Consider the following 20,999-nt stretch of genomic DNA (forward strand, 5'->3'; position numbering starts at 1 on the left):
GCCGTCTCCGCTACTCAGGAGACCACCCGGATCGATACTCTCGCATTTTCGAGTAGTGCCCCCGAATCCTCTCCGATCGGGGGCATATTTTCGGGTAGACCCTACTCGTGATCCGTGTTTCTCGGGTCCCTAGGTTTGATCTCGTCATCACAAGCAAGAAAGACGAGGTCTCGCTCATGTTGCAGTCAGACACCTTCTCACCGTTTCACTCCGGTATACCTGCGGATGCGCCAGGCGTGCCGGCATTCCTGAGCGTCCAGCTGATCGGCTCCCTTCGTATCCGGCGCGGTGATACCGTGCTGACCGCCCGGACCCTCGGCGGCCCGAAGCCGCGCCAGATCCTGGAGATCCTCCTGCTGAGCCTCGGCACCCCCGTTTCGAAGGACCGCCTCATCGAGGTCCTCTGGGAAGGGCACGCACCGACAGAAGCGCTTCCTACGCTTGAAAGCTACGTCAGTGTCCTTCGGCGGAACATCCAGCCCGGCAGCGGCAAGCAGGGTCCCCTGCGTACCACGACGGGCGGCTATGTCATGGACGCCGCCATGGTGGACCTGGACGTGTTCCGCTTCGACCAGCTCCTTCGCCAGGCACAGCAGAGCGCACCGCAAACGGCGCTTGAGCTGCTCCATGAGGCCCTCGCACTCGCGACAGCACCGTTGCTCGGTGACGAACTGCTCCCGGCATGGGCGGAAGATGAGCGGGAACTCCACAGCTCCCGGGTCCTCGAAGCGACCGTTCTGGCGGCAGAGACGGCCGCAGAGCTCGGTGTCGTGTCCGAGTCGATCGAATGGGCGCAGAAAGCCCTGGGTATGGACGCGCTGAACGAGCGGGCCTGGCTGGTCCGCGTCGGTGGCCTTGAGCGTTCGGGACGATACGCAGAAGGTCTTCAGAGCTACGAGAAGTGCCGGCGGGCCATGATTCGGGAGCTGGGCTGCGCACCCGGACCCGGCCTGAAGGCCGCACACGCACGACTCCTGCAGGCTACCGCCGAGAGCGAAGGGGAACTCTCCGATGTTCTGTCTGCGCTCCTTGTTCTGCACAGCCAGCTCAGCAGGACAGCTGCACCGGTGACGGCAGCAGCATCCCCGCAGGTGGTGCGGCAGTCTCTGCGGGAAGCTACCCACGTCATCAACTCGTTCCTCGTACGGGCGATGTCCGGAGCGTAAAACTTCCCGTCCCGTGCCCGTCCGCGATGGGGCGGGAGGGCGCGGACGGGAAACTGAGAGGGTTTCTGCCCATGAGGGCGGGAACCCTTTCAGTGTGTCCGGGAGGGCCTTTCGGTGTTTCGTTGCCGATGCGAGCCGGCACGAAAGAGAAGGACCATGGCGGGTGGTTGAAGCTACCCGCCATGGTCCTTCCCGGTCGAACCGGTCCTACGCAATCACGCGATCAGGAAGGAACCCCATCCGCTCCCGATCTGCGTCCGGGTTGTGACCCGCCCCGTGCCGGTTCCCGGGTACAGCCACAGCCTTCCTGCGGAGTCCCGCGCCAGGAGATCGGAGCGCGAATCGCCGGTCTGGTCGCCGATGCCGATCAGTGTGTACCCACGCCAGCCGCTGCCGAACTGACTCCTGGACTGGAAGCCGCCGATGCCGTTCCCTGGGTAAAGCCACAGCCGCCCCGTGCTGTCGTACGCGATCACGTCCGAGCGGCTGTCGCCGTTGAAGTCACCGGTACTGTCCATCCGGAAGCCGTTCCAACCACTGCCTGCGAGGACCCGAGACTGGAACCCATTGGCTCCGTTTCCGGGGTAGAGCCAGAGCCTGCCGGACGAGTCCCGCGCGAGCAGGTCGGATCGCTTGTCTCCGTTGAAGTCGCCTGGGGCGGTGAGGGTGAAGCCGCTCCACCCGTTTCCGATCTGAACCCCCCGCTGCAACTTGCCCGCGCCGTTGCCGCGGTAGAGCCAGAGCCTGCCGGTGGAATCGGTGGCGATGATATCCGCGATGGCGTCACCGCTGAAGTCGGGGGTGGCAATAATGCTTCGCATTCCCTGCCAGCCGGTTCCGAACAGTGATCGGGTCTGGAGGTGCCCTGCCCCGTTCCCGGGATACAGCCACAGCCTTCCAACGCTGTCCCGCGCAACCACGTCACCGATTCCGTCCCCGTTGAAGTCTTCCTTCAACTCGGAACTGACGGGCGTAACGGGCTGGGAGAGAGCAGAGAACTCACCGGCGCCGAGGGCGTTTACAGCCCTCACCTGGAAGCGGTACTCCGTTCCGTTGGTAAGGCCGGTAACCTCGAGACGTGTGGCTTCCGCGCCGGCTGCCCGAAGGGCTCCCACCGGCTGTCCATCAGCACCGACCACCTGGACTGCGTAACCGGTAAGGGCAGAACCGCCGTCGGTTTCGGGTGCCGTCCAGTTCACCACTACGGATCCCGCCCCCGCAGTCACCGCTCCGACCACGGGAACGCCCGGAACAGTCACTGGCGTGACCGGTTCCGAAGCCGCCGAGAGCGCGCCGTCACCGTGGGCATTGAATGCAAGGACCCTGAAGCTGTAAGCCGTGCCGTTGGCAAGGCCGGTAACCTCCGTGGTCGTCGCTGTCCCCGTGAGGGGAATGTTCTGGATGAGGGTCTCTCCGACGAGCACCTGCACCTTGTATCCCGTGAGCGCTGTGCCGCCATTGGAAGTCGGCGCGGTCCACGAGAGACTGACGACGCCGTTGCCGCCGACACCCGTCACGTCCGCCGGTGCGTTTGGCACGACGTCCGGGACTACCGGTGCGGACAGGGGCGAGAACGCACTCGTCCCGATTTCGTTGGAAGCGCGTACCTGGAAGCGATATGCCTGCCCGTTGGTCAGCTCGTTCACAACCGTGGTGGTTTCATTGCCGGGGACTTGCCGGAGTGCTCCGACAGGGGCCCCGCTGGCGTCCACCGCGCGCACTTCATAGGTGGTGACGGGAGAAGCCGGTGCATTCCATTCCAGGTTGACGGAGCGGTCGCCCGCGGTTGCGGCCGCGACCTCCGGCACACCGGGTGCCACTGAATCCGCGAACAAGAGCTTTTCGACGTTCCGCAGGGTGTCAACGCCGTCGCCGTCACCGAGTTCCGGCAGGGCATCCGGGTCATCACCGAGGTGGGTCACCGTGGTGACGCTGCCTGGAGCCCCCAGAGCCGCACCCGATGGAACGGTGGTTACGGTGTAGTTCTGTTCGAGGTCCGAGAAGACGGCGCTGTCCACATCACTACCGGTGCCACCGTCGACGATCTCCCGGACAATGACGATGTTTCCGGGATCGACGTCACCGGCGAAGACCGCAGCCTGCAGGGTCCGTGAGCTGCCGGACAGGTACGGCTTGTCCATTGCCTGGGTGCTGCCGATTTCCGTCGCAGGATCCGCAGGGTCGGTACGGACGCTCAGCCGCACGCGCAGTTGCCTGTCCCCATCGAGGATGTCGTTGCCGGCACGGCCCTCAAGGACATCGCTGCCTCCACCTCCCAGGATGATATTGCCTTCGCCCCAGACGCCGCCGTTATCGGTTGCGCCGGCGGGAAGCAGGTCCCCGAGGCCGCTGATCCGTGCCACACCTTGGCCGTCAAGCCAGTTCTTCCCGGAGAAGCCTTCGCCCTCGACCAGCCTCGGGACAACGTTGTCGCCGCGCAGCACATCGTTCTTTCCCGCACCTGAGAGCGCCTCCACCTCCGCGTAACGGTCCCGCAGGACGTCCACGGGCTGCGGGACACCGAGTAGCTTCAGGGCAAGGTCGGCGTTTGCCGCCAGCGGGTCGAACTGGTGACTGGACCAGTCGAACCCGGCCGCGCCCGCATTCCGCTCGATTCCGGGATCGGCAAGCATGATGTCGTCGCCGCCTTCGGCGTCGTAATCGTCGTCGCCGTTCCCGCCGATCAGGACATCGTGGCCGGGATCGTTCGGATCGTCGAAGAACGGGGCGCCGCTGTCGCCCATCAACAGGTCGGCACCTTCGCCGCCCTGCAACCAGTCGCTCCCGGAGTCACCGCGGGCCATATCATTACCACCGCCGGCGATCATGATGTCATTGCCCACGCCGCCGAAGACGTTGTTCGTGTTGGCTCCGCCATTGATGAAGTCCTTTCCGTCACCTCCGAGGATCAGGTCCAGGCCGGGACCTGCGTCGAGTGCGTCGTTACCGGGTCCGCCCTTGAGGACGTCGTCGCCGGCGGAGTCGGTGATGATGTCGTTGCCCTCTCCTCCGAGGGCGGTATCGCCGCCGTCGTTGCCTTCAATGATGTCGTTGCCCTCGTTCCCGAGGAAGGTGTCATTGTCGACGCCGCCCCACACCCGGTCGGCCTCAGCCGTGCCGTTGTAAACGCTCTGGCCATTGATACCGGCCGGATCGACGGAATTGGTGGTTCGGTACCGGATGGTGCCGTCGGGCATCCTGATCAACAGCGACTCTTCGTTGCACTGCGACAGCGGATCGTCCAGCACTGTTGTGCCACTGAATTGCAGCCGGCCGAGCTCGAACTTGCAGTCGGAGGTCCCGAAGACATCAGCCTTCATGGCGGTGGCGGTGGTGTTGCGCATGATGATCTCGGCGAAAGAGTTACCTTCCAGCTGGGAGAGGAGGTTCATGCCGCCGGTTCGTGCCAGGTAGTAGAACCGGTCTCCGCTTTGCAGGTCGAGCATCTGCTGCTCGAAGACGTAGTTGAACGTTGACCCGAGCAACCCGCCGAAAAGATTGGTGCGCTCGGCAAGTCCTCCCACCCACAGATCCACTTTGTCCAGACCCGTCTTTGACGCATCCCCATCGTTCGCCCATGCTCCGGTTGAGCCCATGAAGTCCGCCGCGTCCGTGGGGACTGTGCCCTCCGCAGCGTCGATAGGCGGGTTCACCAGTAGCGTGGCGGCTGCCCGCTTGTCCGCCAATGTCGTGGCGTCGGTGATGGTTGGGTGCTGGCCGTAGGCAGCGACGAAGTTCACCAGCGACTGAGGGTGCTTCAGGTTCAATCCGAAGTCGATCCAGTTGGTGTAGGGCTTCAACTGTCCGTCGTTAGTGGTGTTGTAAAGCTGTTTGCGCAGATTGTTCAGCGATGGGATGCCGGTTTCCCGGGCGCGGCCGATATTGATGGCGGCCAGATCCAGCGGCAGCCCCAGGAGGTTGTTGCGCAGGGTGTCCGTTGTGAACTCGTCGAGCTCGTTACCGACCTGGTCAGACATGCCCATGGCGATGGCTCCCGCTGCCTCCTTGGGCGTCAACTTTCCGGCACTTCCGCCGTCGAAGTATTCCTGCGGATTGAGGAAAGCGTCCAGCAGCGGGACATCGTTGGTTGAGCCGTCGACATTGGTCCGCGAAACGGTGTCGGTCAGCATGGAGTGACCGAAGCGGTAAACCGCGTGGGCGAACTCTGCAGTGATGGCCGGGTTGACGTCATCGTGGTAGGTGCCGAAAGGTTCGATGAGTGGCTGTACCTTGCGGGCGAACTCCTCGAAAGCCAGGTGTTGGTACTCCATCTCGGTCACGAACCGTGCAGCCTGGAAGATACGCTCGCCGTTCCAACCGTCGGCGCCGGCTGCGCTCCTCCATTCGGCCAGGGCAGCTATGCCACGGGCGGAAGTGTCTGCCTCCAACGTGCGCTTGATGTCATGCACCATGCGGTTGTGCTCGGAGTGGAAGACCTGGTGGATCATGGTGAGCGCCACGTTCTCGTTGACGCGGCCGTCACCGGCGACGAAGTGCGCATCCAGCATCTCGTTGTCGTAGGTGCTTCCCGGTGCTCCGGGAGGAGTGATGACATCGTCGGCGTCGGGCGTCAAGCCGGGCTTCGGCACAGCGTTGTGGGCGATGTCGTCCAGGAATGCCTCGTTGATCCGGAGAGCATTGTCCGGAACCGGGACCGGAGCGGCGACATTGCCTTCGACCAGGCCGTCAGCCGTTACATACTGGGGCAGTCCGCGTGCCGGGCCGGGGATGAACTTCCCGTACGGGTCGACGGCGATCATCGGAATGCTCAGTGCATCGGAATCAACCAGTTTCAGGCCCAGCTTTGTTTCCGCTTGCGCCTTGAGCATCGCCCAGGTGCCCATGCCGCCGTCCGCCGATTCGAGGAGGATTCCCGTGGACACCGGCTTCCCATCGACGTTGTTGGCGTACTCCCTCAGGAACACCTGATGGGAGGGGTCGGAGCTGTAGGTCTGTGACTGGTCCACATAGGGGTTGGTCCGGTTGGTCGCCTCACGTACGTCGTCAGCGGTGCCAAGCTGCCCATCCGGGCCCGGCTGGTTGGTTGCCCGGGTGAGCACCATGAAGCGCATACGGGCCGGAAGGTCGTCAGCGGTTCCCAACTGGCCGTCCGCTCCGGGAATCAGCGGATCGTCGTCCTTCAGCGGAATGAAGACAGCACTTCCGGACTTGTTGACCAGGTCCAGGCCATGGTCGAAGAACTGGCCGAAAATGGTGAACAGGGAGTTGTAGGGCGGTGATAGCCCGACGTCGGTGGTGATGTTCGGAATGAAGAGTGTCTCCCCGGCGGGCACGCACCCTGCCGGCAGTCCCTCGGCGTCACACGGGACAACGCCTTCGTTGCCCTGGCTTCGCACTGGATACTGGGCCGCGGCGACGGCTGCGGGATTGGTCGAGGTTTGGTCGACGATCAGGTTGCTGATGACGCGGGGGTGGGAATCCACCACGTTTCCGATGCCGTCATAGGTTGTCTGCCCGGGTTGGCGAATAATCGCTCCGTCTTCGGCGGCGTGAAACTCCGGCGTAGTCATGCGGGGGAACGGGTGGTTCGAGGCACCGAAATTCTCGCGCTCGGCCTGCAGGTTGTTGCAGGATCCGTCCACGGTGCGAAGTCCGTAGGAGACCAGCGGCCCCGGCACCTGGTCGGGTGAGGTGCCGAGCAGCGCGCCGCAGGGTCCCGTTTCTGACGTGGTGTTGCGGACGTGCGCCTCAGAAATCTTGATCTGGCGCAGGATGAACGCCAGGTCCGAGGACGTCACGTTGAATCCCTGTCCGACCGGCGCCGCCTGCGCGGGTCCAGCAATGAGGGGCAGACCAACGCCCGTGAGCATGACAAGCGAGGTGAACGCTGCAAGTGTGCGCCTGAACGGGAACGCCCACGGCCGCGTCTGCGCGGCCGGGTGCTCCTCCGGAGTGTGTGGTGCCTTTCCCATAATTCCTCCCAAGACCTAGTCGACGGACTTCCGCCGGTGCCGCAAGGGTTTCGTACGAGCGTTATGAATACCTTGGGAGGGTCAGGGTTTCCCCAAGCAGACAGGCGGATCATCGAACCAGTCGACGGTTGGAGTTGGATTCATGGGTAACCACGTGGTGATCACCACACGCAGTTCCTCCGGCTCCGCAGTGCATCGCCTGCTGGTGACGCTCACCGCAGCGGCATTCGTGCTCACGCTGCGGCTCTGGGTTATGGAGCCGCTCTGGGTTTCGTCCTCAAGCATGGAACCGACCATCGCCGAGGGGAGCGTCGTACTGCTCTACCGGCACGGCGAAGTCACGGAAGGTTCTTTAGTCTCATTCCAGAATCCCGTCGAAACGGGAACAGTCCTCAAACGGGTTGTGGCCGTAGGTGGGCAGACAGTCGCCATCAAGGACGCACGGCTCTACATTGACGGCACCGCGGTGCCGGAACCGTTCGTTGACCATTCGCGTATCGACGGTACGTACTTCGGGCCTGTCACCGTGCCGGACGGCCACGTCTTCGTCATGGGCGATAACCGTGCAGAGTCTGTGGATTCCCGCGAATTCGGTCCACTGCCTGTGGACGGCGTCGAGGCAACCGTCGTCTGGCCGGACGTGTCCTGAACCCACGGGACGAACCGTGGCTTAAACGACGGGGGCGTCCGCGCGAAGAACGCGCAGACGCCGCCGACTCATGGTTGCGGACCAACTAGTCCTGCAGGTCCACCTCACGGGCAACCGAAGCGCCGATGGCTTCCTTCAGGCTCTCCAGAACGTCCTGGGGCACAGAGCTGTCCACGGTGAGCAGGGAGAGCGCCTGGCCACCCTCCTTGCTGCGGGCAACCTGCATACCGGCGATGTTGATGCCGCGCTCCCCCAGCACCTGGCCGAGGGTACCGATCACTCCGGGCCGATCCTGGTACAGGATCACCAGCAGGTGCTCGCTGATGGGAATTTCCAGGTCATAGCCGTTGACGCCCACGAGTTTCTGGATTTGCTTCGGTCCTGTCAGGGTACCGGCCACCGAAATCTGGGAACCATCGGACAACGCGCCGCGAATTGTCAGTACGTTTCGGTACTCCTCCGAGTGGTCGGTTGTGACTAATCGGGTGTTGATACCCCGCTGCTCGGCGAGAACCGGTGCGTTGACGTAGGAGACCTGTTCGGAGACGACGTCGGTGAAAACGCCCTTCAGTGCGGCCAGTTCCAGCGCCTTCACGTCGAGTGATGCAATCTCGCCCGCTACCTCGACCTCGATCTGCGTGAGCGAGTCGTGGGTCAGGGCGGTGAAAATACGCCCAAGCTTTTCCATTAGCGGGATGCCGGGACGCACGTCCGGCGCAATGACGCCGCCCGCAACATTGACGGCGTCGGGCACGAGCTCACCAGCCAGGGCAAGGCGAACCGACTTGGCGACGGAAATGCCTGCTTTCTCCTGGGCCTCGGCCGTAGACGCGCCGAGGTGGGGTGTGACCACAATGTTGTCCATCTCGAAGAACGGCAGGTCAGTGCTGGGCTCCTTGACGAAGACGTCAACACCCGCGCCGGCGATCTGCCCCTCCTTCAGGGCACTGTAGAGCGCCTCTTCATCGACGAGCCCACCACGGGCCACGTTGACCACGTAGGCGCTGCTCTTCATCTTTTGGAAGGCGGAGGCCCCGAGCATGCCCACGGTCTCCGGCGTCTTTGGCATGTGGATGGTGACGAAGTCCGACTCGGCCAGGAGCTCGTCCAGTGTTACAAGCTGCACACCCAGCTGCGCAGCGCGGGCGGAAGTGACGTACGGGTCATAGGCGAGGATTTCGGTGCCGAAACCCTGCAACCGCGCCGCGACCAGCGCGCCGATACGGCCGAGGCCGATGATGCCGATCTTCTTCTCGTAGAGCTCCGTGCCCGAGTACTTGGAGCGCTTCCACTCGCCGCCCTTCAGCGCGCCGCTGGCCTGCGGGATGTGGCGGGCAAGGCTGAGGATATGACCGACGGTGAGTTCGGCAGCAGAGATGATGTTCGAGGTCGGTGCGTTGACCACCATCACACCGGCCTGCGTGGCGGCCTTGATATCAACATTGTCCAGCCCCACGCCTGCGCGGGCGATTACCTTGAGTTTGGACGCCGCAGCGATCGCCTCGGCATCCACCTGGGTTGCGGAACGCACGAGAATAGCGTCCACGTCAGCGATAGCTGCTAGCAGCTTGGACCGGTCGGCGCCGTCGGTCTGACGGATTTCGAAGTCCGGTCCGAGCGCGTCCACGGTTGCCGGCGAGAGTTCTTCAGCAAGGAGAACTACTGGTTTTTCCACGGGAGATCCTTCGCAGTGCGTTGGGCAGAAAAGTTCGAAGTATGTCGTTCAGGAGTTGCGTTAAGTGTAGTTTGCTGCGCTGGACCACCCACTTTGTTACCCCGATTCGGGGCAGATGAGAGAAGCGCCACACATAGGCGCGGCCGGACCGGCGGAACACTCCGCCGGTCCGGCCGCCCTATGAAGATAATCAGCGCCAACGGCTAGCGGGCGACTGAACCTTCGGTGTAGTCGTCGTTGGTCTTGATCCACGAGAACAGCTTGCGAAGCTCGCGTCCCGTTGCTTCGATCGGGTGATCCTCACCCTGCTTGCGCAGCTTGGCGAATTCGGGAGCACCGGCATCCTGGTCGTCGATGAAGCGCTTGGCGAAGGCACCGTTCTGGATGTCCGCGAGGACGGCCTTCATGTTCTCCTTCACCTCAGGGGTGATGACCCGCGGGCCGGAGACGTAGTCGCCGTACTCGGCCGTGTCGGAGACGCTCCAGCGCTGCTTGGCGATGCCGCCTTCAACCATCAGGTCGACAATGAGCTTGAGCTCGTGCAGCACCTCGAAGTAGGCAACCTCCGGCTTGTAACCGGCCTCGGTGAGGGTCTCGAAACCGTACTGGATGAGCTGGGACGCACCGCCGCAGAGCACTACCTGCTCACCGAAGAGGTCGGTCTCGGTCTCTTCGGTGAAGGTGGTCTCGATGACGCCCGCGCGGGTGCCGCCGATGGCCTTCGCGTAGGACAAGGCCAGCTCACGTGCCTTGCCGGATGGGTTCTGCTCCACGGCAATCAGGTCGGGAACGCCGCGGCCTGCTTCAAACTCGCGGCGGACGATGTGGCCGGGGCCCTTGGGAGCCACGAGGGCAACGTCGACATCCGCCGGCGGCTGGATGTAGCCGTAGCGGATGTTGAAGCCGTGACCGAAGAACAGTGCGTCCCCGGGCTGCAGGTTGGGGGCGATGTCCTCGGCGTAGACATGGCGCTGGACCTGGTCCGGGGTCAGCACCATGATGAGGTCAGCCTCGGCGACGGCGTCGGCAACGTTCAGGACGCGGAGGCCCTCGGCTTCGGCCTTGGCACGGGACTTCGAGCCCTCCTTGAGGCCGACGCGGACGTCGACTCCGGAGTCCCGCAGGCTCAGCGCGTGAGCATGGCCCTGGCTGCCGTACCCGATAACAGCCACGGTGCGGCCCTGGATGATCGAAAGGTCTGCATCGTCGTCGTAGAACAACTCGGTCACTTGTATTTCTCCTGTGATGTGATTCTGCTGCCCACCTATCGTGGACAAGCGTGGTTTCGGGTACTTGATGCTGTTTGTGCGCTACCGGCTATGCGCTTCGCAGCGCCCTGTCACTCATTGACTTGGCGCCGCGGCTGATCGCCAGCGTCCCGGACTGCACTATTTCGCGGATGCCGAACGGCTCGAGCACTGACAAGAGGGCTGTGAGCTTTTCGGCGGTGCCGGTGGCTTCGATGATCAGCGAGTCTGTGGACACGTCAACCACTGAAGCACGGAACAAATCTGCTGCCTGGGTTACCTGCAGCCGTGTTGCGGCATCCGCACGGACCTTGACCAGGATGTGGTCGCGCTGCACGGAAGATTCGGGAACAAGCTCGACGATCTTGATGACGTTGATGAGCTTGTTCAGTTGTTTGGTGACCTGCTCGAGCAGGTCACCCTCTGCTTCGACCACAACCGTGATCCGGGACATTCCGGTCACTTCAGTGGGGCCGACAGCGAGCGAGTTGATGTTGAAGGCGCGCCGTGCGAACAGGCTGGCAACGCGTGTCAGAACGCCCGGGACGTCCTCGACCAGAACGGATAGGGTATGACGGGCCATGGTTAGTCCTCCTGCTCCCAGTCCGGGGTCAAGTTGCGGGCAATCTGGATAAGGTCGTTGCTGACGCCGGCGGGCACCATGGGCCAGACCATCGAGTCCCGGCTGACGACGAAGTCGACGACGACCGGACGGTCGTTGATCTCGAGCGCCTGCTGGATGGTGGCATCGATGTCCTCGTCCCGCTCGCAACGCAGTCCGGCGCAGCCATAGGCGTCGGCCAGCTTCACGAAGTCGGGGACGCGAACCGTGTTGTGCCCGGTGTTCAGATCGGTGTTGGAGTAACGGCCCTCGTAGAACAGGGTCTGCCACTGACGCACCATGCCCAGGGACGAATTATTGATCACCGCCACCTTGATGGGGATGTTGTTGATGACACAGGTGGCAAGCTCCTGGTTGGTCATCTGGAAGCAGCCGTCGCCGTCGATCGCCCACACCACCCGGTCCGGGTCTCCGATCTTGGCGCCCATGGCTGCGGGCACCGCGTATCCCATGGTGCCCAGGCCGCCCGAGTTGAGCCAGGCGTGCGGACGCTCGTACTTGATGAACTGTGCTGCCCACATCTGGTGCTGACCGACGCCCGCCGCGTAGATGCCTTCAGGGCCGGTGAGCTCACCAATGCGCTGGATGACGTGTTGCGGGGCGGAAAGTCCGTCGTCGGGCTGGGTGAACCCGATGGGGTAGCTCTGGCGGAGGCGGTTCAGCACGGTCCACCAGGCGCTGTAGTCAGGAGCACCGGAGGCGGTGAACTGCTCACGCAGGGCAGCGGTGAATTCCGGAATGATTTCCTTCACCGAACCGACGATCGGTACGTCCGCGGTGCGGTTCTTCGAGATTTCCGCCGGGTCGATGTCTGCGTGGATGACCTTGGCGCCGGGCGCGAAGCTCGACAGTACACCGGTCACGCGGTCGTCGAAGCGGGCGCCCAGCGTGATCAGCAGGTCCGACTGCTGCAGAGCGGTCACGGCGGAAACCGAGCCGTGCATCCCCGGCATGCCGACGTGCTGCGGGTGGGAGTCGGGGAACACGCCGCGGGCCATCAGGGTGGTGACAACAGGTGCGCCGACGAGTTCGGCCAGTTCCAGCAGCTCAGCAGCTGCACGTGCCTTGACCACACCGCCGCCCACGTAGAACACCGGTCGTTCGGACGCCATGATGAGCCGGGCCGCCTCACGGACCTGCTTGGAGTGACCCCGTACAACCGTGCGGTACCCGGGGATATCGATTTTCGGCGGCCAGGAGAAGGTCATCGACCCCACCTGGGCATCCTTGGCGATGTCCACCAGCACCGGCCCGGGGCGGCCGGTGGACGCAATGTGGAACGCCTCGGCAAGGACCCGCGGGATGTCCTGCGACTTGGTCACAAGGTAGGAATGCTTGGTGATCGGCATGGTGATGCCGACGATGTCTGCTTCCTGGAAAGCATCGGATCCGATGACGGCGCTGGAGACCTGGCCGGTGATGGCGACCATCGGCACGGAATCCATGTGTGCGTCGGCGATTGCGGTGACCAGGTTGGTGGCGCCGGGACCTGACGTTGCAATGCATACGCCCGGGCGGTCCGTCACCATCGCATAGCCCTGCGCAGCGTGGCCGGCGCCCTGTTCGTGACGAACGAGGATGTGCCTGAGCTTGGTGGAAGCCATCAGCGGGTCATACGTCGGGAGGATGGCACCCCCCGGAAGGCCAAAGATGTCATCTACGCCGAGTTCCTCGAGAGCGCGGACAATCGCCTCGGAACCGGTCATCTGGGTGGGCGGCACCACCCGGTTGGGTCCGAGGACGGGGCTGACGTGCGCAGTCGCAGCGTCCCTACCCGACTGCTGGCCGGGCGCCGCCGGGGCGGGTTGTTTGGCTGCCATCAGCGCTGGGCTAATGGGCGATCCCTTGGACATCCTTGAACTTCCTTTTGTATCCAGCACAGCGTGACCGCTGCGCAAATGTTCTGCGCGTTGTGTTCGGTGGGAACAAAAAAACCCCTCAGCCTGGTGGGCTCTGCGAGGGGTTTGCGCGTGACGTAGAAGTACCAGTCGGGGCTTTAGGCCACGCGCTTGGTAACTAGGACTACGGATACGAGCTGCATACCTGTAGTTTTCACTCCCCCGCGAAGAGTGTCAACAGCGCCTCCCCGCGTCTCACTATATGGACAGGCGTTCCAGTTACTGGACTGTAACTGAAGGCTACGACAGCCGCGCGTGGCCGCCGTCGTAGCCTTCTTCGGTCCTGCTACCGGAACGAGAGCGGAACTAGCCGCAGTATGCGCCCTCGGAAGCCGAGTGCACCAGCTTCGCGTACTTCGCCAACACTCCCCTGGTGTACCGGGCGGGAAGCGGCTCCCAGCCGATCTTCCGGCGCTCCAGTTCCTCGGGCTCGACCAGCAGGTCGAAGGTCTTGTTCGGGATGTCAGCCCGGATCCGGTCGCCGTCCTCGACGAACGCGATAGGGCCGCCGTCCACTGCCTCCGGTGCGACGTGGCCGATGCACAGGCCGGTGGTGCCGCCCGAGAACCTTCCGTCCGTCAGCAGGAGCACGTCCTTGCCGAGGCCGGCACCCTTGATCGCGCCAGTGATGGCCAGCATCTCCCGCATCCCGGGACCGCCCTTGGGCCCCTCATAGCGAATAACGACGACGTCGCCCGCCTTCACTTCGCCGGCGGCGAGCGCGAGGAGGGCTCCCTGTTCGCGCTCGAAGACACGAGCGGTACCCTCAAACACCTCGGCGTCGAAGCCGGCTGTCTTCACGACAGCGCCCTCAGGAGCGAGTGATCCCCGCAGGACGGTCAGGCCGCCGGTCTTGTGGATGGGGTTGTCCAGCGCGCGCAGGATCTTGCCGTCAAGGTCCGGCGGATTGATCGACTCAAGATTCTCGGCCAGGGTCTTGCCGGTCACGGTCATCACATCGCCGTGCAGGAGCCCGGCGTCAAGAAGCGCGCGCATGATGACGGGCACGCCGCCGATCTTGTCCACGTCGGTCATCACGTAACGGCCAAACGGCTTCAGGTCTCCCAGGTGCGGGACCCGGTCACCGATGCGGTTGAAATCATCGAGCGTCAGGTCGACGTCGGCCTCACGGGCAATCGCGAGCAGGTGCAGGACCGCGTTCGTTGATCCGCCGAAGGCCATGGTGACCGCAATGGCGTTCTCAAACGCCTTCTTGGTCATGATGTCGCGGGCCGTGATACCGAGCCGCAGCAGGTTGACAACCGCCTCGCCCGACTTGCGGGCGAACTCGTCCCGACGCCGGTCGGCTGACGGTGGCGCGGCAGAACCCGGGAGGGACATACCGAGCGCCTCGCCGATGCACGCCATGGTGTTCGCGGTGTACATCCCCCCGCATGCACCCTCACCCGGGCAGATGGCGCGCTCGATGCGGTCGAGGTCCCCCTTGGACATCTTTCCCGCTGCACACGCTCCAACGGCTTCGAAGGCGTCAATAAGCGTGACTTCCTTCTCGGTGCCGTCTTCCAGCTTCACCCAGCCGGGCATGATCGAGCCCGCGTACAGGAAAACGCTTGAGAGGTTGAGGCGGGCAGCCGCCATGAGCATCCCCGGCAGGGACTTGTCGCAGCCTGCCAGCAGGACCGAGCCGTCTATGCGCTCGGCCTCCATCACGGTCTCCACGGAGTCCGCAATGACCTCGCGGGACACGAGCGAGAAGTGCATTCCTTCATGGCCCATGGAAATGCCGTCAGAGACCGAGATGGTTCCGAACTGCATGGGGAAACCGCCGCCTGCGTGTACGCCTTCCTTGGCCCCTTGGGCCAGCCGGTTCAGCGAGAGATTGCAGGGCGTGATCTCATTCCACGAACTTGCGACGCCGATCTGGGGCTTGACGAAGTCGTCATCGCCCATCCCCACCGCCCGCAGCATGCCGCGGGCGGGCGCCCGCTCCATGCCGTCTGTGACCGCACGGCTTCTCGGCTTGATATCTGGTGTTGCTTTGGCTTCGCTATCCACGCTCATGGGTAAAAGTCTAGGCCCGCCGCGACACCGCCTCGTGCGTGTGACCCACCTATTACAGGACTCCCGGAAGGCGTCCTGTCTCGCACCCCGGCAAAATTAGCTTCCAAAGGGCTCCGAAGAACGCCGGCCTCTTCATCGGGTAGGGTGGTCGGCGCGGACCTTGTGCGGCCGGCCAACGGCGGCCGCATCCTGACCAGCCGTCCCGCGGGCACATCCCCTATCCAGGCTCATGACATGACCCCCCAGATGCCGCACGCCTCATACAACGAGCCCGACAGCGACGCCCTGAAATCGATACTGAGGGGGATTTTTGATTCCCAGATCCTGAATTACGGTGACTACAACCTGGTCTTCGCCGTGAACGAGCGTCGCGAGGGAAGGGACTCAAATGGGGTCCGGATCAATAAACCGAGGTATTACGTGATCGGTTACCGCTGGCAGCCGGCGGAGATTATGGTGGCGCCCGTCAACGGCCAGACCCTCACCGGCGGCGGCGTCCCGGTGGAGCTGAACATGACCAACCTCTCCCATGCCATTCAGTTGGCGGACGGCGATTACGAGGTCGGCACCAGCACGGGCAGAACGTTCCGCTTCGGAGTTCAGCCGGAAGTGATCTTCAAACCTGCGCCGGACAAGGAACTTCGGCTCGAACAGACGAACGACTGCGCCGACTTCGAACTCTTCATGCACGCTTTCATCGCGATGGCGTAGGCGTTACCCCTCAGTGCGGTCGGCCCCCCACGGCCCCGGCACCACCAGGTTGACCGGCTCCTGACCGGTAGCGAGCGCTTCGAGCTGCTTCCGCAGCAGCCGCACGATCCGCGGCCAGAACGCGCCGGTGTTTCCGCCGTTGTGAGGAGTGATAATCGCATTGTCCGCACCCCAGAGTGGGTGATCGGCAGGGATGGGTTCGGGGTCGAAGACGTCCACGGCGGCGCATAGGCGTCCGCTGACGACCTCCGCCGTGAGCGCGTCCGAGTCCACCACGGGTCCGCGTGCCACATTGACCACGAGGGCGCCGTCGGGCAGAGCTGCGAGCACTTCCCTGCCCACCAGGCCGCGGGTGGAGTCCGACAGCGGAGTAATGATGATCAGCACATCGTGATCTGCCGCCAGTTCAATGAGCTCGTCGCTGCTGTGCACCTGTCCGCGTTCATCCGACCGTGCACTGCTTCCGACCCTCGTGAGCTCAACCTCGAAAGCGTCGAGGCGCCTGGCGATTTCTTCTCCGATACCGCCGACTCCAAGCAGCAGTACCATGCGATCGGCGAGGCCAGGGAAGCGCCCCGGCTTCCACACACCCTCGCGCTGATTGCGTACCGCGACATCAATACCGCGAAGTGACGCGATGGCCAGGCCGATCGCCATCTCCGCGGTGGCCGCCGCATGGACTCCAGCGGCGCTGCACACGGCGACGCCGTCCCCCGCCATTTCCGGCACGCCCTCGTATCCAGTGGACTGGGTCTGTACCAGCTTGAGCGCCGGAGCTGCCTGCAGCTGATCGCTGAGATCGCCCCTGGACATGTACGGCAGGACCGCAACGTCGATGTCCTGCAGGTCCGCACCGACCGGCGGGGTCTGAAAGTCCCACACGGCAAGGTTGATTCCTTCAGGAACAGGCTGAAGGGCTTCCAGGAGATCGTGATCGGGCACTGTGACGGTACGGATAGAAGGAGCTGTCATCCGACCAGCGTATCGACAGCGAAGGACCGCCGGGGCCTGGTGACCACTGCTTCCCGTGTCCCGCTGAGCGGATGCGCTTATGGACAGCCGTTTTCCGCCGTCGTAACGTTCTAGTCATGCGGGCCGCACGGGATGGAAAGCGGGACAGTGGGATGGACCCAGTACTCTGGGCCCTGCTCATCGGCTCCGCGGTGCTGGCTGTCCTGTGGTACCGGAACCGGCCGGAGCCGGCTCAGAGCGCGGCCCGGAATGAGTGGACGCTAACGCCGGCTGAGACCGTGATCCCCTCTACTGGCAGGAAACAGTGACGGTGTGCCGCCCCGGGTGGTCCATCAGACGTGCCGCGGTCATTGCCACAGCATTCGGCATGCTCGCCGGTCTCACTGCGTGCAACGGTGGGCCGGGTTCCGATCCGGTCATCCAGCAACCCGACCCTTCACAGACCACGGCGGGCGCATCCGCCACGGAGTCCGTTCAACCGGAGGCAGACCCGACAGTCACAGCCGAACTGGTGACCGGCCTCGGCAGCCCCTGGGCCATGGCGGTGCTGCCGGACGGAAGCCTCATTGTCACTGAGCGGGATACCGCGGAGGTTAAGCGGATCGTCGACGGTGAGGTTGAAGTCATCGGCGTGGTGGAAGACGCAGTCGCTGCCGGCGGTGAGGGTGGACTGTTGGGTGTTGCGGTGCCGCCCGACTTCACTGAGGATCCGCGCCTCTACCTGTACTACACGAGCCCGGACGACAACCGGATCGTCACCATGGCCTATGACCAGGACGGCCTGGGGACTATGGAAGAGATCCTGACCGGGATCCCGAAGGCCAGCATCCACAACGGAGGGCGCATCAAATTCGGCCCGGACGGGTATCTCTACGTCGGTACCGGGGACGCAGCGAACGCAGACAACGCCCAGGACCAGACGAGCCTCGGCGGGAAGATCCTTCGGCTGCGCGCCGACGGTGCACCTGCACCGGATAATCCGTTCGGCTCTGCGGTTTATTCTTTGGGTCACCGCAATGTGCAGGGTCTGGACTGGGACTCTGATGGCCGACTCTGGGCGAGCGAGTTCGGCCCGGATCGCGATGACGAACTGAATCTCATTGTGCCCGGCGGCAACTATGGGTGGCCTGCTGTCACCGGGGCCCCGGGAGATAGCGACTTCATCGACGCTAAGGTCGTGTGGCCGTCCACCGCCACCTCGTCGCCGAGCGGCATGGCCATTGTCAATGATGTCGCCTTCATCGGCGGGCTGCGGGGTGAAAGATTGTGGCGGGTTCCCCTGGCCGGTACCTCCGTTGGAGAGCCGGTGAGCTACTTCGAGGGGACTTACGGACGGTTGCGGGACACGATTACGGGGGGTGACGGCGAGCTGTTGATAGCGACCAACGAAGGCGGCGGTTCCCGCATCCTGCGGGTGGAAGTGGACTAGCTCACATCCGGCCTCCCGATTTCAATTTTCCGTCAGAGTGCTGGTACAGTTTAGTGCTGTTGCGGAACGCGGTAGGACCGGATTTCGCAGGCACCTCTAGCTCAACTGGCAGAGCAATTGACTCTTAATCAATGGGTTCCGGGTTCGAGTCCCGGGGGGTGCACAGAGAAAAATCCTCCTGTCGGGCGTACCGACGGGAGGATTTTTTATACTTTTCGGGCAGATTCGTTCAAGGGCAACCGATGACTCACCGGTTGCCCGTGAACGAATGAAGCTATTCCGCTCCTAGTTTTCCTGCTGGCCCCGACGGGTCGCGGGAGCCTGCTAATCCTTACTCAGCGCAGGCTCCAGCAAGCCCACCTGCGGCACACCGGAACCCGGCGTCGCAACATCCCAGCTCCAGCGCGGAGCGCCAAGATCGCGAATGACGCCCTGAAGGTGTGATCTCAGTTCGTTCGATACGAGTCCCTCACCGGGGATGAGCGTACGCTCGACGTCCTGGGCTTCGCTGAGGACCCGACGTCCGGCCGGCGTGATGGAGACAGCATGGCTTCGACGGTCAACATCACTGCGTGTCCGGACGATATGTCCCCGCACTTCGAGGCGGGAGAGCGTCTTGCCCATAGTCTGTGCTTGTACACGAACAAGTTGCGCGAGGTTGGCCTGCGTCATGGCACCCTGGGATTCCAGGACCCCAAGTGCGATCACTCCGGCATGCGTGACGCCGATGGAAACCAAACGTTCATTCCACGCATGCTCCACCAACCGAGCGGCCGTCGTCAGTAGTCGACCTGTCGGCCATTGCTCGAGATCCGGCATCTGCTAAAAACTTCCTTCCGCCCCACGCTGCCTCATGCAGCCTCGCTGGGGACCTACAAATCCACCCCCATATGATAGCTACGGCCGAAGCCATAACTCGGACGAGTTGCACGGCTGATGCACAATTGAGACCGAAAAGAGAGGCTCGTATGTCAGAACGACTCCAGGCCGGGGACCGCGCACCCGACTTCACACTCCAGTCGGCGGACGGCTCCACCGTTTCGCTCGGCGACTTCGCGGGAGAGAACGTCGTCGTCTATTTTTACCCGGCGGCAGCAACACCGGGCTGCACCACTCAAGCCTGCGATTTCCGGGACAACCTCGCCTCGCTGGGCTCAGCGGGCTACAAGGTCGTCGGCATCTCCCCTGACTCAGAGACCAAGCTCCGCTCCTTCACTGAAAACGAGGCGCTTACCTTTCCGCTGCTCTCTGACCCTGACCACGCAGTGGCCGAGGCTTGGGGAGCCTGGGGCGAGAAAAAGAACTATGGGAAGACCTACGAGGGTCTCATCCGCTCCACCGTCGTAGTGCATGGATCGGGTCATGTTGCATTGGCGCAGTACAACGTGAGGGCCACCGGGCATGTCGCTAAATTGCGCCGCGATCTGGGGCTCAGCTGACCGACCCGCGATCGGCTCGTAACCAGGAACTGAACGCCGACTGAACTGAGTACAATGGAGCGTGCGTTGGCCGGTTCGGCAAGTCAGCGCACCTATGCGCGAGTGGCGAAATTGGCAGACGCGCTGGATTTAGGTTCCAGTGTCTTCGGACGTGGGGGTTCGAGTCCCCCCTTGCGCACCAGTGATTGCGGTCGTTTCAGACGCCGAACATGTGGACCCCCGGCCTTGGGCCGGGGGTCCACTGCTTTAACGCCCGGCGGTTGCCCTCCTGCGGCCTCGCGATCATCCTTCCCGGATAGCTCCCGCACAATTTCTTTTCATCCTCACCCATCCACCGACATTTCCCAGCCGAAGTAAGCGTGAGACACCTGCACGGTGTGTTCGTCCGGAAATTAGACCGCCGCGTTTGACGTGAGGTCGGAATCTTTAAAGGAGAATTGAAATGGAACTTCTGAAGCGCAGGAACCTTTCCGTACTCGGTGTCGCAGCCGTCGCCATGTTCGGCCTGGCTGCATGTGGCGGCGGCGAGGAAGCAGCTACCGGCGATACGGGGACCACCGAATCGACGACAACGGAGTCCTCCGAGGCTGAGATGACTGAAGAATCGACGGATGAGGCAATGGATCCCGCCGCAAATCTGGTGGGTCCCGCTTGTGAGGATTATGCAGCACAGGTTCCGGATGGAGCAGGCTCCGTTTCCGGCATGGCCGAGGATCCCGTGGCCACTGCTGCCTCCAACAACCCGCTGCTTACCCAGCTGACTGCGGCTGTTTCCGGCGAACTCAACCCCGAGGTTGATCTTGTCGACACCCTCAACGGTGGCGAGTTCACGGTCTTCGCACCGGTTGATGAAGCCTTCGAGGCACTTGATGCCGAGACCGTAGAGGCTCTGAAGACAGATGCAGACCTCCTCAGCGGCATCCTTACCTACCACGTGGTTGAGGGCCAGATGGCTCCCGATGAGGTGGCCGGAACCCACACCACCGTCAACGGTGCTGAGCTGATGGTCGAGGGCGAAGGCGACTCCATCACGGTCGGCGAAGAGAATGCGGCCGTGATCTGCGGCGGCGTCCAGACCGCCAATGCCACGGTGTACCTGATCGACGCCATCCTGATGCCCCCGGCCGAGTAATTCCTCGGGCTATCTCGTCGAGCAATGGACTGAACAATCAAGCCAGCCAAGTAGGCTAAGCGATTCAGTCCAGCAATTGAGCCAGATTATTAGGGCGCGTATTT

General features: G+C 63.3%; 15 protein-coding genes and 2 tRNA genes. 9 read left to right on the forward strand and 8 right to left on the reverse strand.

Annotated features, from left to right (window positions below; genetic code table 11):
* The first annotated feature begins 176 nt into the window (after nt 1-176).
* The gene (locus AC4D2M_RS00490; protein WP_490889049.1) at nt 177-1,166 is read left to right on the forward strand and encodes an AfsR/SARP family transcriptional regulator; all 990 of its coding nucleotides are present in this window, start codon (nt 177-179) and stop codon (nt 1,164-1,166) included.
* Nucleotides 1,167-1,381: 215 nt separating this feature from the next.
* Here the strand turns inward: AC4D2M_RS00490 and AC4D2M_RS00495 are convergent, their stop codons facing one another.
* The gene (locus AC4D2M_RS00495; RefSeq protein ID WP_490889050.1) at nt 1,382-7,099 is read right to left on the reverse strand and encodes a peroxidase family protein; all 5,718 of its coding nucleotides are present in this window, start codon (nt 7,097-7,099) and stop codon (nt 1,382-1,384) included.
* 142 nt (nt 7,100-7,241) lie between these two features.
* On the opposite strand from AC4D2M_RS00495, the gene lepB reads away from it, so the two are divergent.
* Complete coding sequence (lepB, locus tag AC4D2M_RS00500) at nt 7,242-7,748, forward strand: signal peptidase I (protein WP_490889052.1); 507 nt, start codon at nt 7,242-7,244, stop codon at nt 7,746-7,748.
* 85 nt (nt 7,749-7,833) lie between these two features.
* On the opposite strand, the gene serA is transcribed toward lepB, so the two are convergent.
* From serA to ilvD, 5 genes are all read right to left on the reverse strand, one after another.
* Complete coding sequence (gene serA, locus AC4D2M_RS00505) at nt 7,834-9,423, reverse strand: phosphoglycerate dehydrogenase (RefSeq protein ID WP_490889054.1); 1,590 nt, start codon at nt 9,421-9,423, stop codon at nt 7,834-7,836.
* Between the two features lie 203 nt (nt 9,424-9,626).
* Complete coding sequence (ilvC, locus tag AC4D2M_RS00510) at nt 9,627-10,652, reverse strand: ketol-acid reductoisomerase (RefSeq protein WP_490889056.1); 1,026 nt, start codon at nt 10,650-10,652, stop codon at nt 9,627-9,629.
* A gap of 88 nt (nt 10,653-10,740) precedes the next feature.
* Nucleotides 10,741-11,253, reverse strand: a complete 513-nt coding sequence (gene ilvN / locus AC4D2M_RS00515; RefSeq protein WP_490889057.1) for an acetolactate synthase small subunit — start codon at nt 11,251-11,253, stop codon at nt 10,741-10,743.
* Nucleotides 11,254-11,255: 2 nt separating this feature from the next.
* Entirely contained in the window at nt 11,256-13,145 is a 1,890-nt protein-coding gene (locus AC4D2M_RS00520; protein WP_490889059.1) for an acetolactate synthase large subunit, read from the reverse strand.
* Nucleotides 13,146-13,496: 351 nt separating this feature from the next.
* Nucleotides 13,497-15,212: a dihydroxy-acid dehydratase gene (ilvD, locus tag AC4D2M_RS00525; RefSeq protein WP_490889061.1), complete on the reverse strand. Its 1,716-nt coding sequence runs from the start codon at nt 15,210-15,212 to the stop codon at nt 13,497-13,499.
* Nucleotides 15,213-15,446: 234 nt separating this feature from the next.
* Between ilvD and AC4D2M_RS00530 the strand changes: the two genes are divergently transcribed.
* On the forward strand, nt 15,447-15,923 hold the full coding sequence (locus AC4D2M_RS00530) for a hypothetical protein (protein ID WP_490889063.1): 477 nt from the start codon (nt 15,447-15,449) through the stop codon (nt 15,921-15,923).
* 3 nt (nt 15,924-15,926) lie between these two features.
* Here AC4D2M_RS00530 and AC4D2M_RS00535 read toward each other — a convergent pair whose 3' ends face one another.
* Nucleotides 15,927-16,895, reverse strand: a complete 969-nt coding sequence (locus tag AC4D2M_RS00535; RefSeq protein WP_490889064.1) for a 2-hydroxyacid dehydrogenase — start codon at nt 16,893-16,895, stop codon at nt 15,927-15,929.
* 152 nt (nt 16,896-17,047) lie between these two features.
* On the opposite strand from AC4D2M_RS00535, the gene AC4D2M_RS00540 reads away from it, so the two are divergent.
* The 3 genes from AC4D2M_RS00540 to AC4D2M_RS00550 all read left to right on the forward strand — a co-directional run bounded on the left by AC4D2M_RS00540 (nt 17,048) and on the right by AC4D2M_RS00550 (nt 18,487).
* Entirely contained in the window at nt 17,048-17,203 is a 156-nt protein-coding gene (locus AC4D2M_RS00540; RefSeq protein ID WP_490889066.1) for a hypothetical protein, read from the forward strand.
* On the forward strand, nt 17,200-18,324 hold the full coding sequence (locus AC4D2M_RS00545; RefSeq protein WP_490889067.1) for a PQQ-dependent sugar dehydrogenase: 1,125 nt from the start codon (nt 17,200-17,202) through the stop codon (nt 18,322-18,324). Before AC4D2M_RS00540 ends, AC4D2M_RS00545 begins: the two co-directional genes overlap by 4 nt.
* Nucleotides 18,325-18,414: 90 nt before the next feature.
* Nucleotides 18,415-18,487 (forward strand) — tRNA-Lys (locus AC4D2M_RS00550).
* A gap of 161 nt (nt 18,488-18,648) precedes the next feature.
* On the opposite strand, the gene AC4D2M_RS00555 is transcribed toward AC4D2M_RS00550, so the two are convergent.
* On the reverse strand, nt 18,649-19,143 hold the full coding sequence (locus AC4D2M_RS00555; protein WP_490889069.1) for a MarR family winged helix-turn-helix transcriptional regulator: 495 nt from the start codon (nt 19,141-19,143) through the stop codon (nt 18,649-18,651).
* 149 nt (nt 19,144-19,292) lie between these two features.
* Between AC4D2M_RS00555 and bcp the strand changes: the two genes are divergently transcribed.
* The 3 genes from bcp (at nt 19,293) to AC4D2M_RS00570 (ending at nt 20,895) form a co-directional block, all read left to right on the forward strand.
* Nucleotides 19,293-19,763 (forward strand): thioredoxin-dependent thiol peroxidase, encoded by a 471-nt coding sequence (gene bcp / locus AC4D2M_RS00560; protein WP_490889070.1) that lies wholly within the window; start codon nt 19,293-19,295, stop codon nt 19,761-19,763.
* Between the two features lie 96 nt (nt 19,764-19,859).
* Nucleotides 19,860-19,944: transfer RNA gene (locus tag AC4D2M_RS00565), tRNA-Leu, on the forward strand.
* A 261-nt stretch (nt 19,945-20,205) separates the two neighbouring features.
* Complete coding sequence (locus AC4D2M_RS00570; protein ID WP_490889072.1) at nt 20,206-20,895, forward strand: fasciclin domain-containing protein; 690 nt, start codon at nt 20,206-20,208, stop codon at nt 20,893-20,895.
* The last annotated feature ends 104 nt before the right edge of the window (nt 20,896-20,999 follow it).

This window comes from Arthrobacter sp. TJ-270 (genome assembly GCF_058269075.1).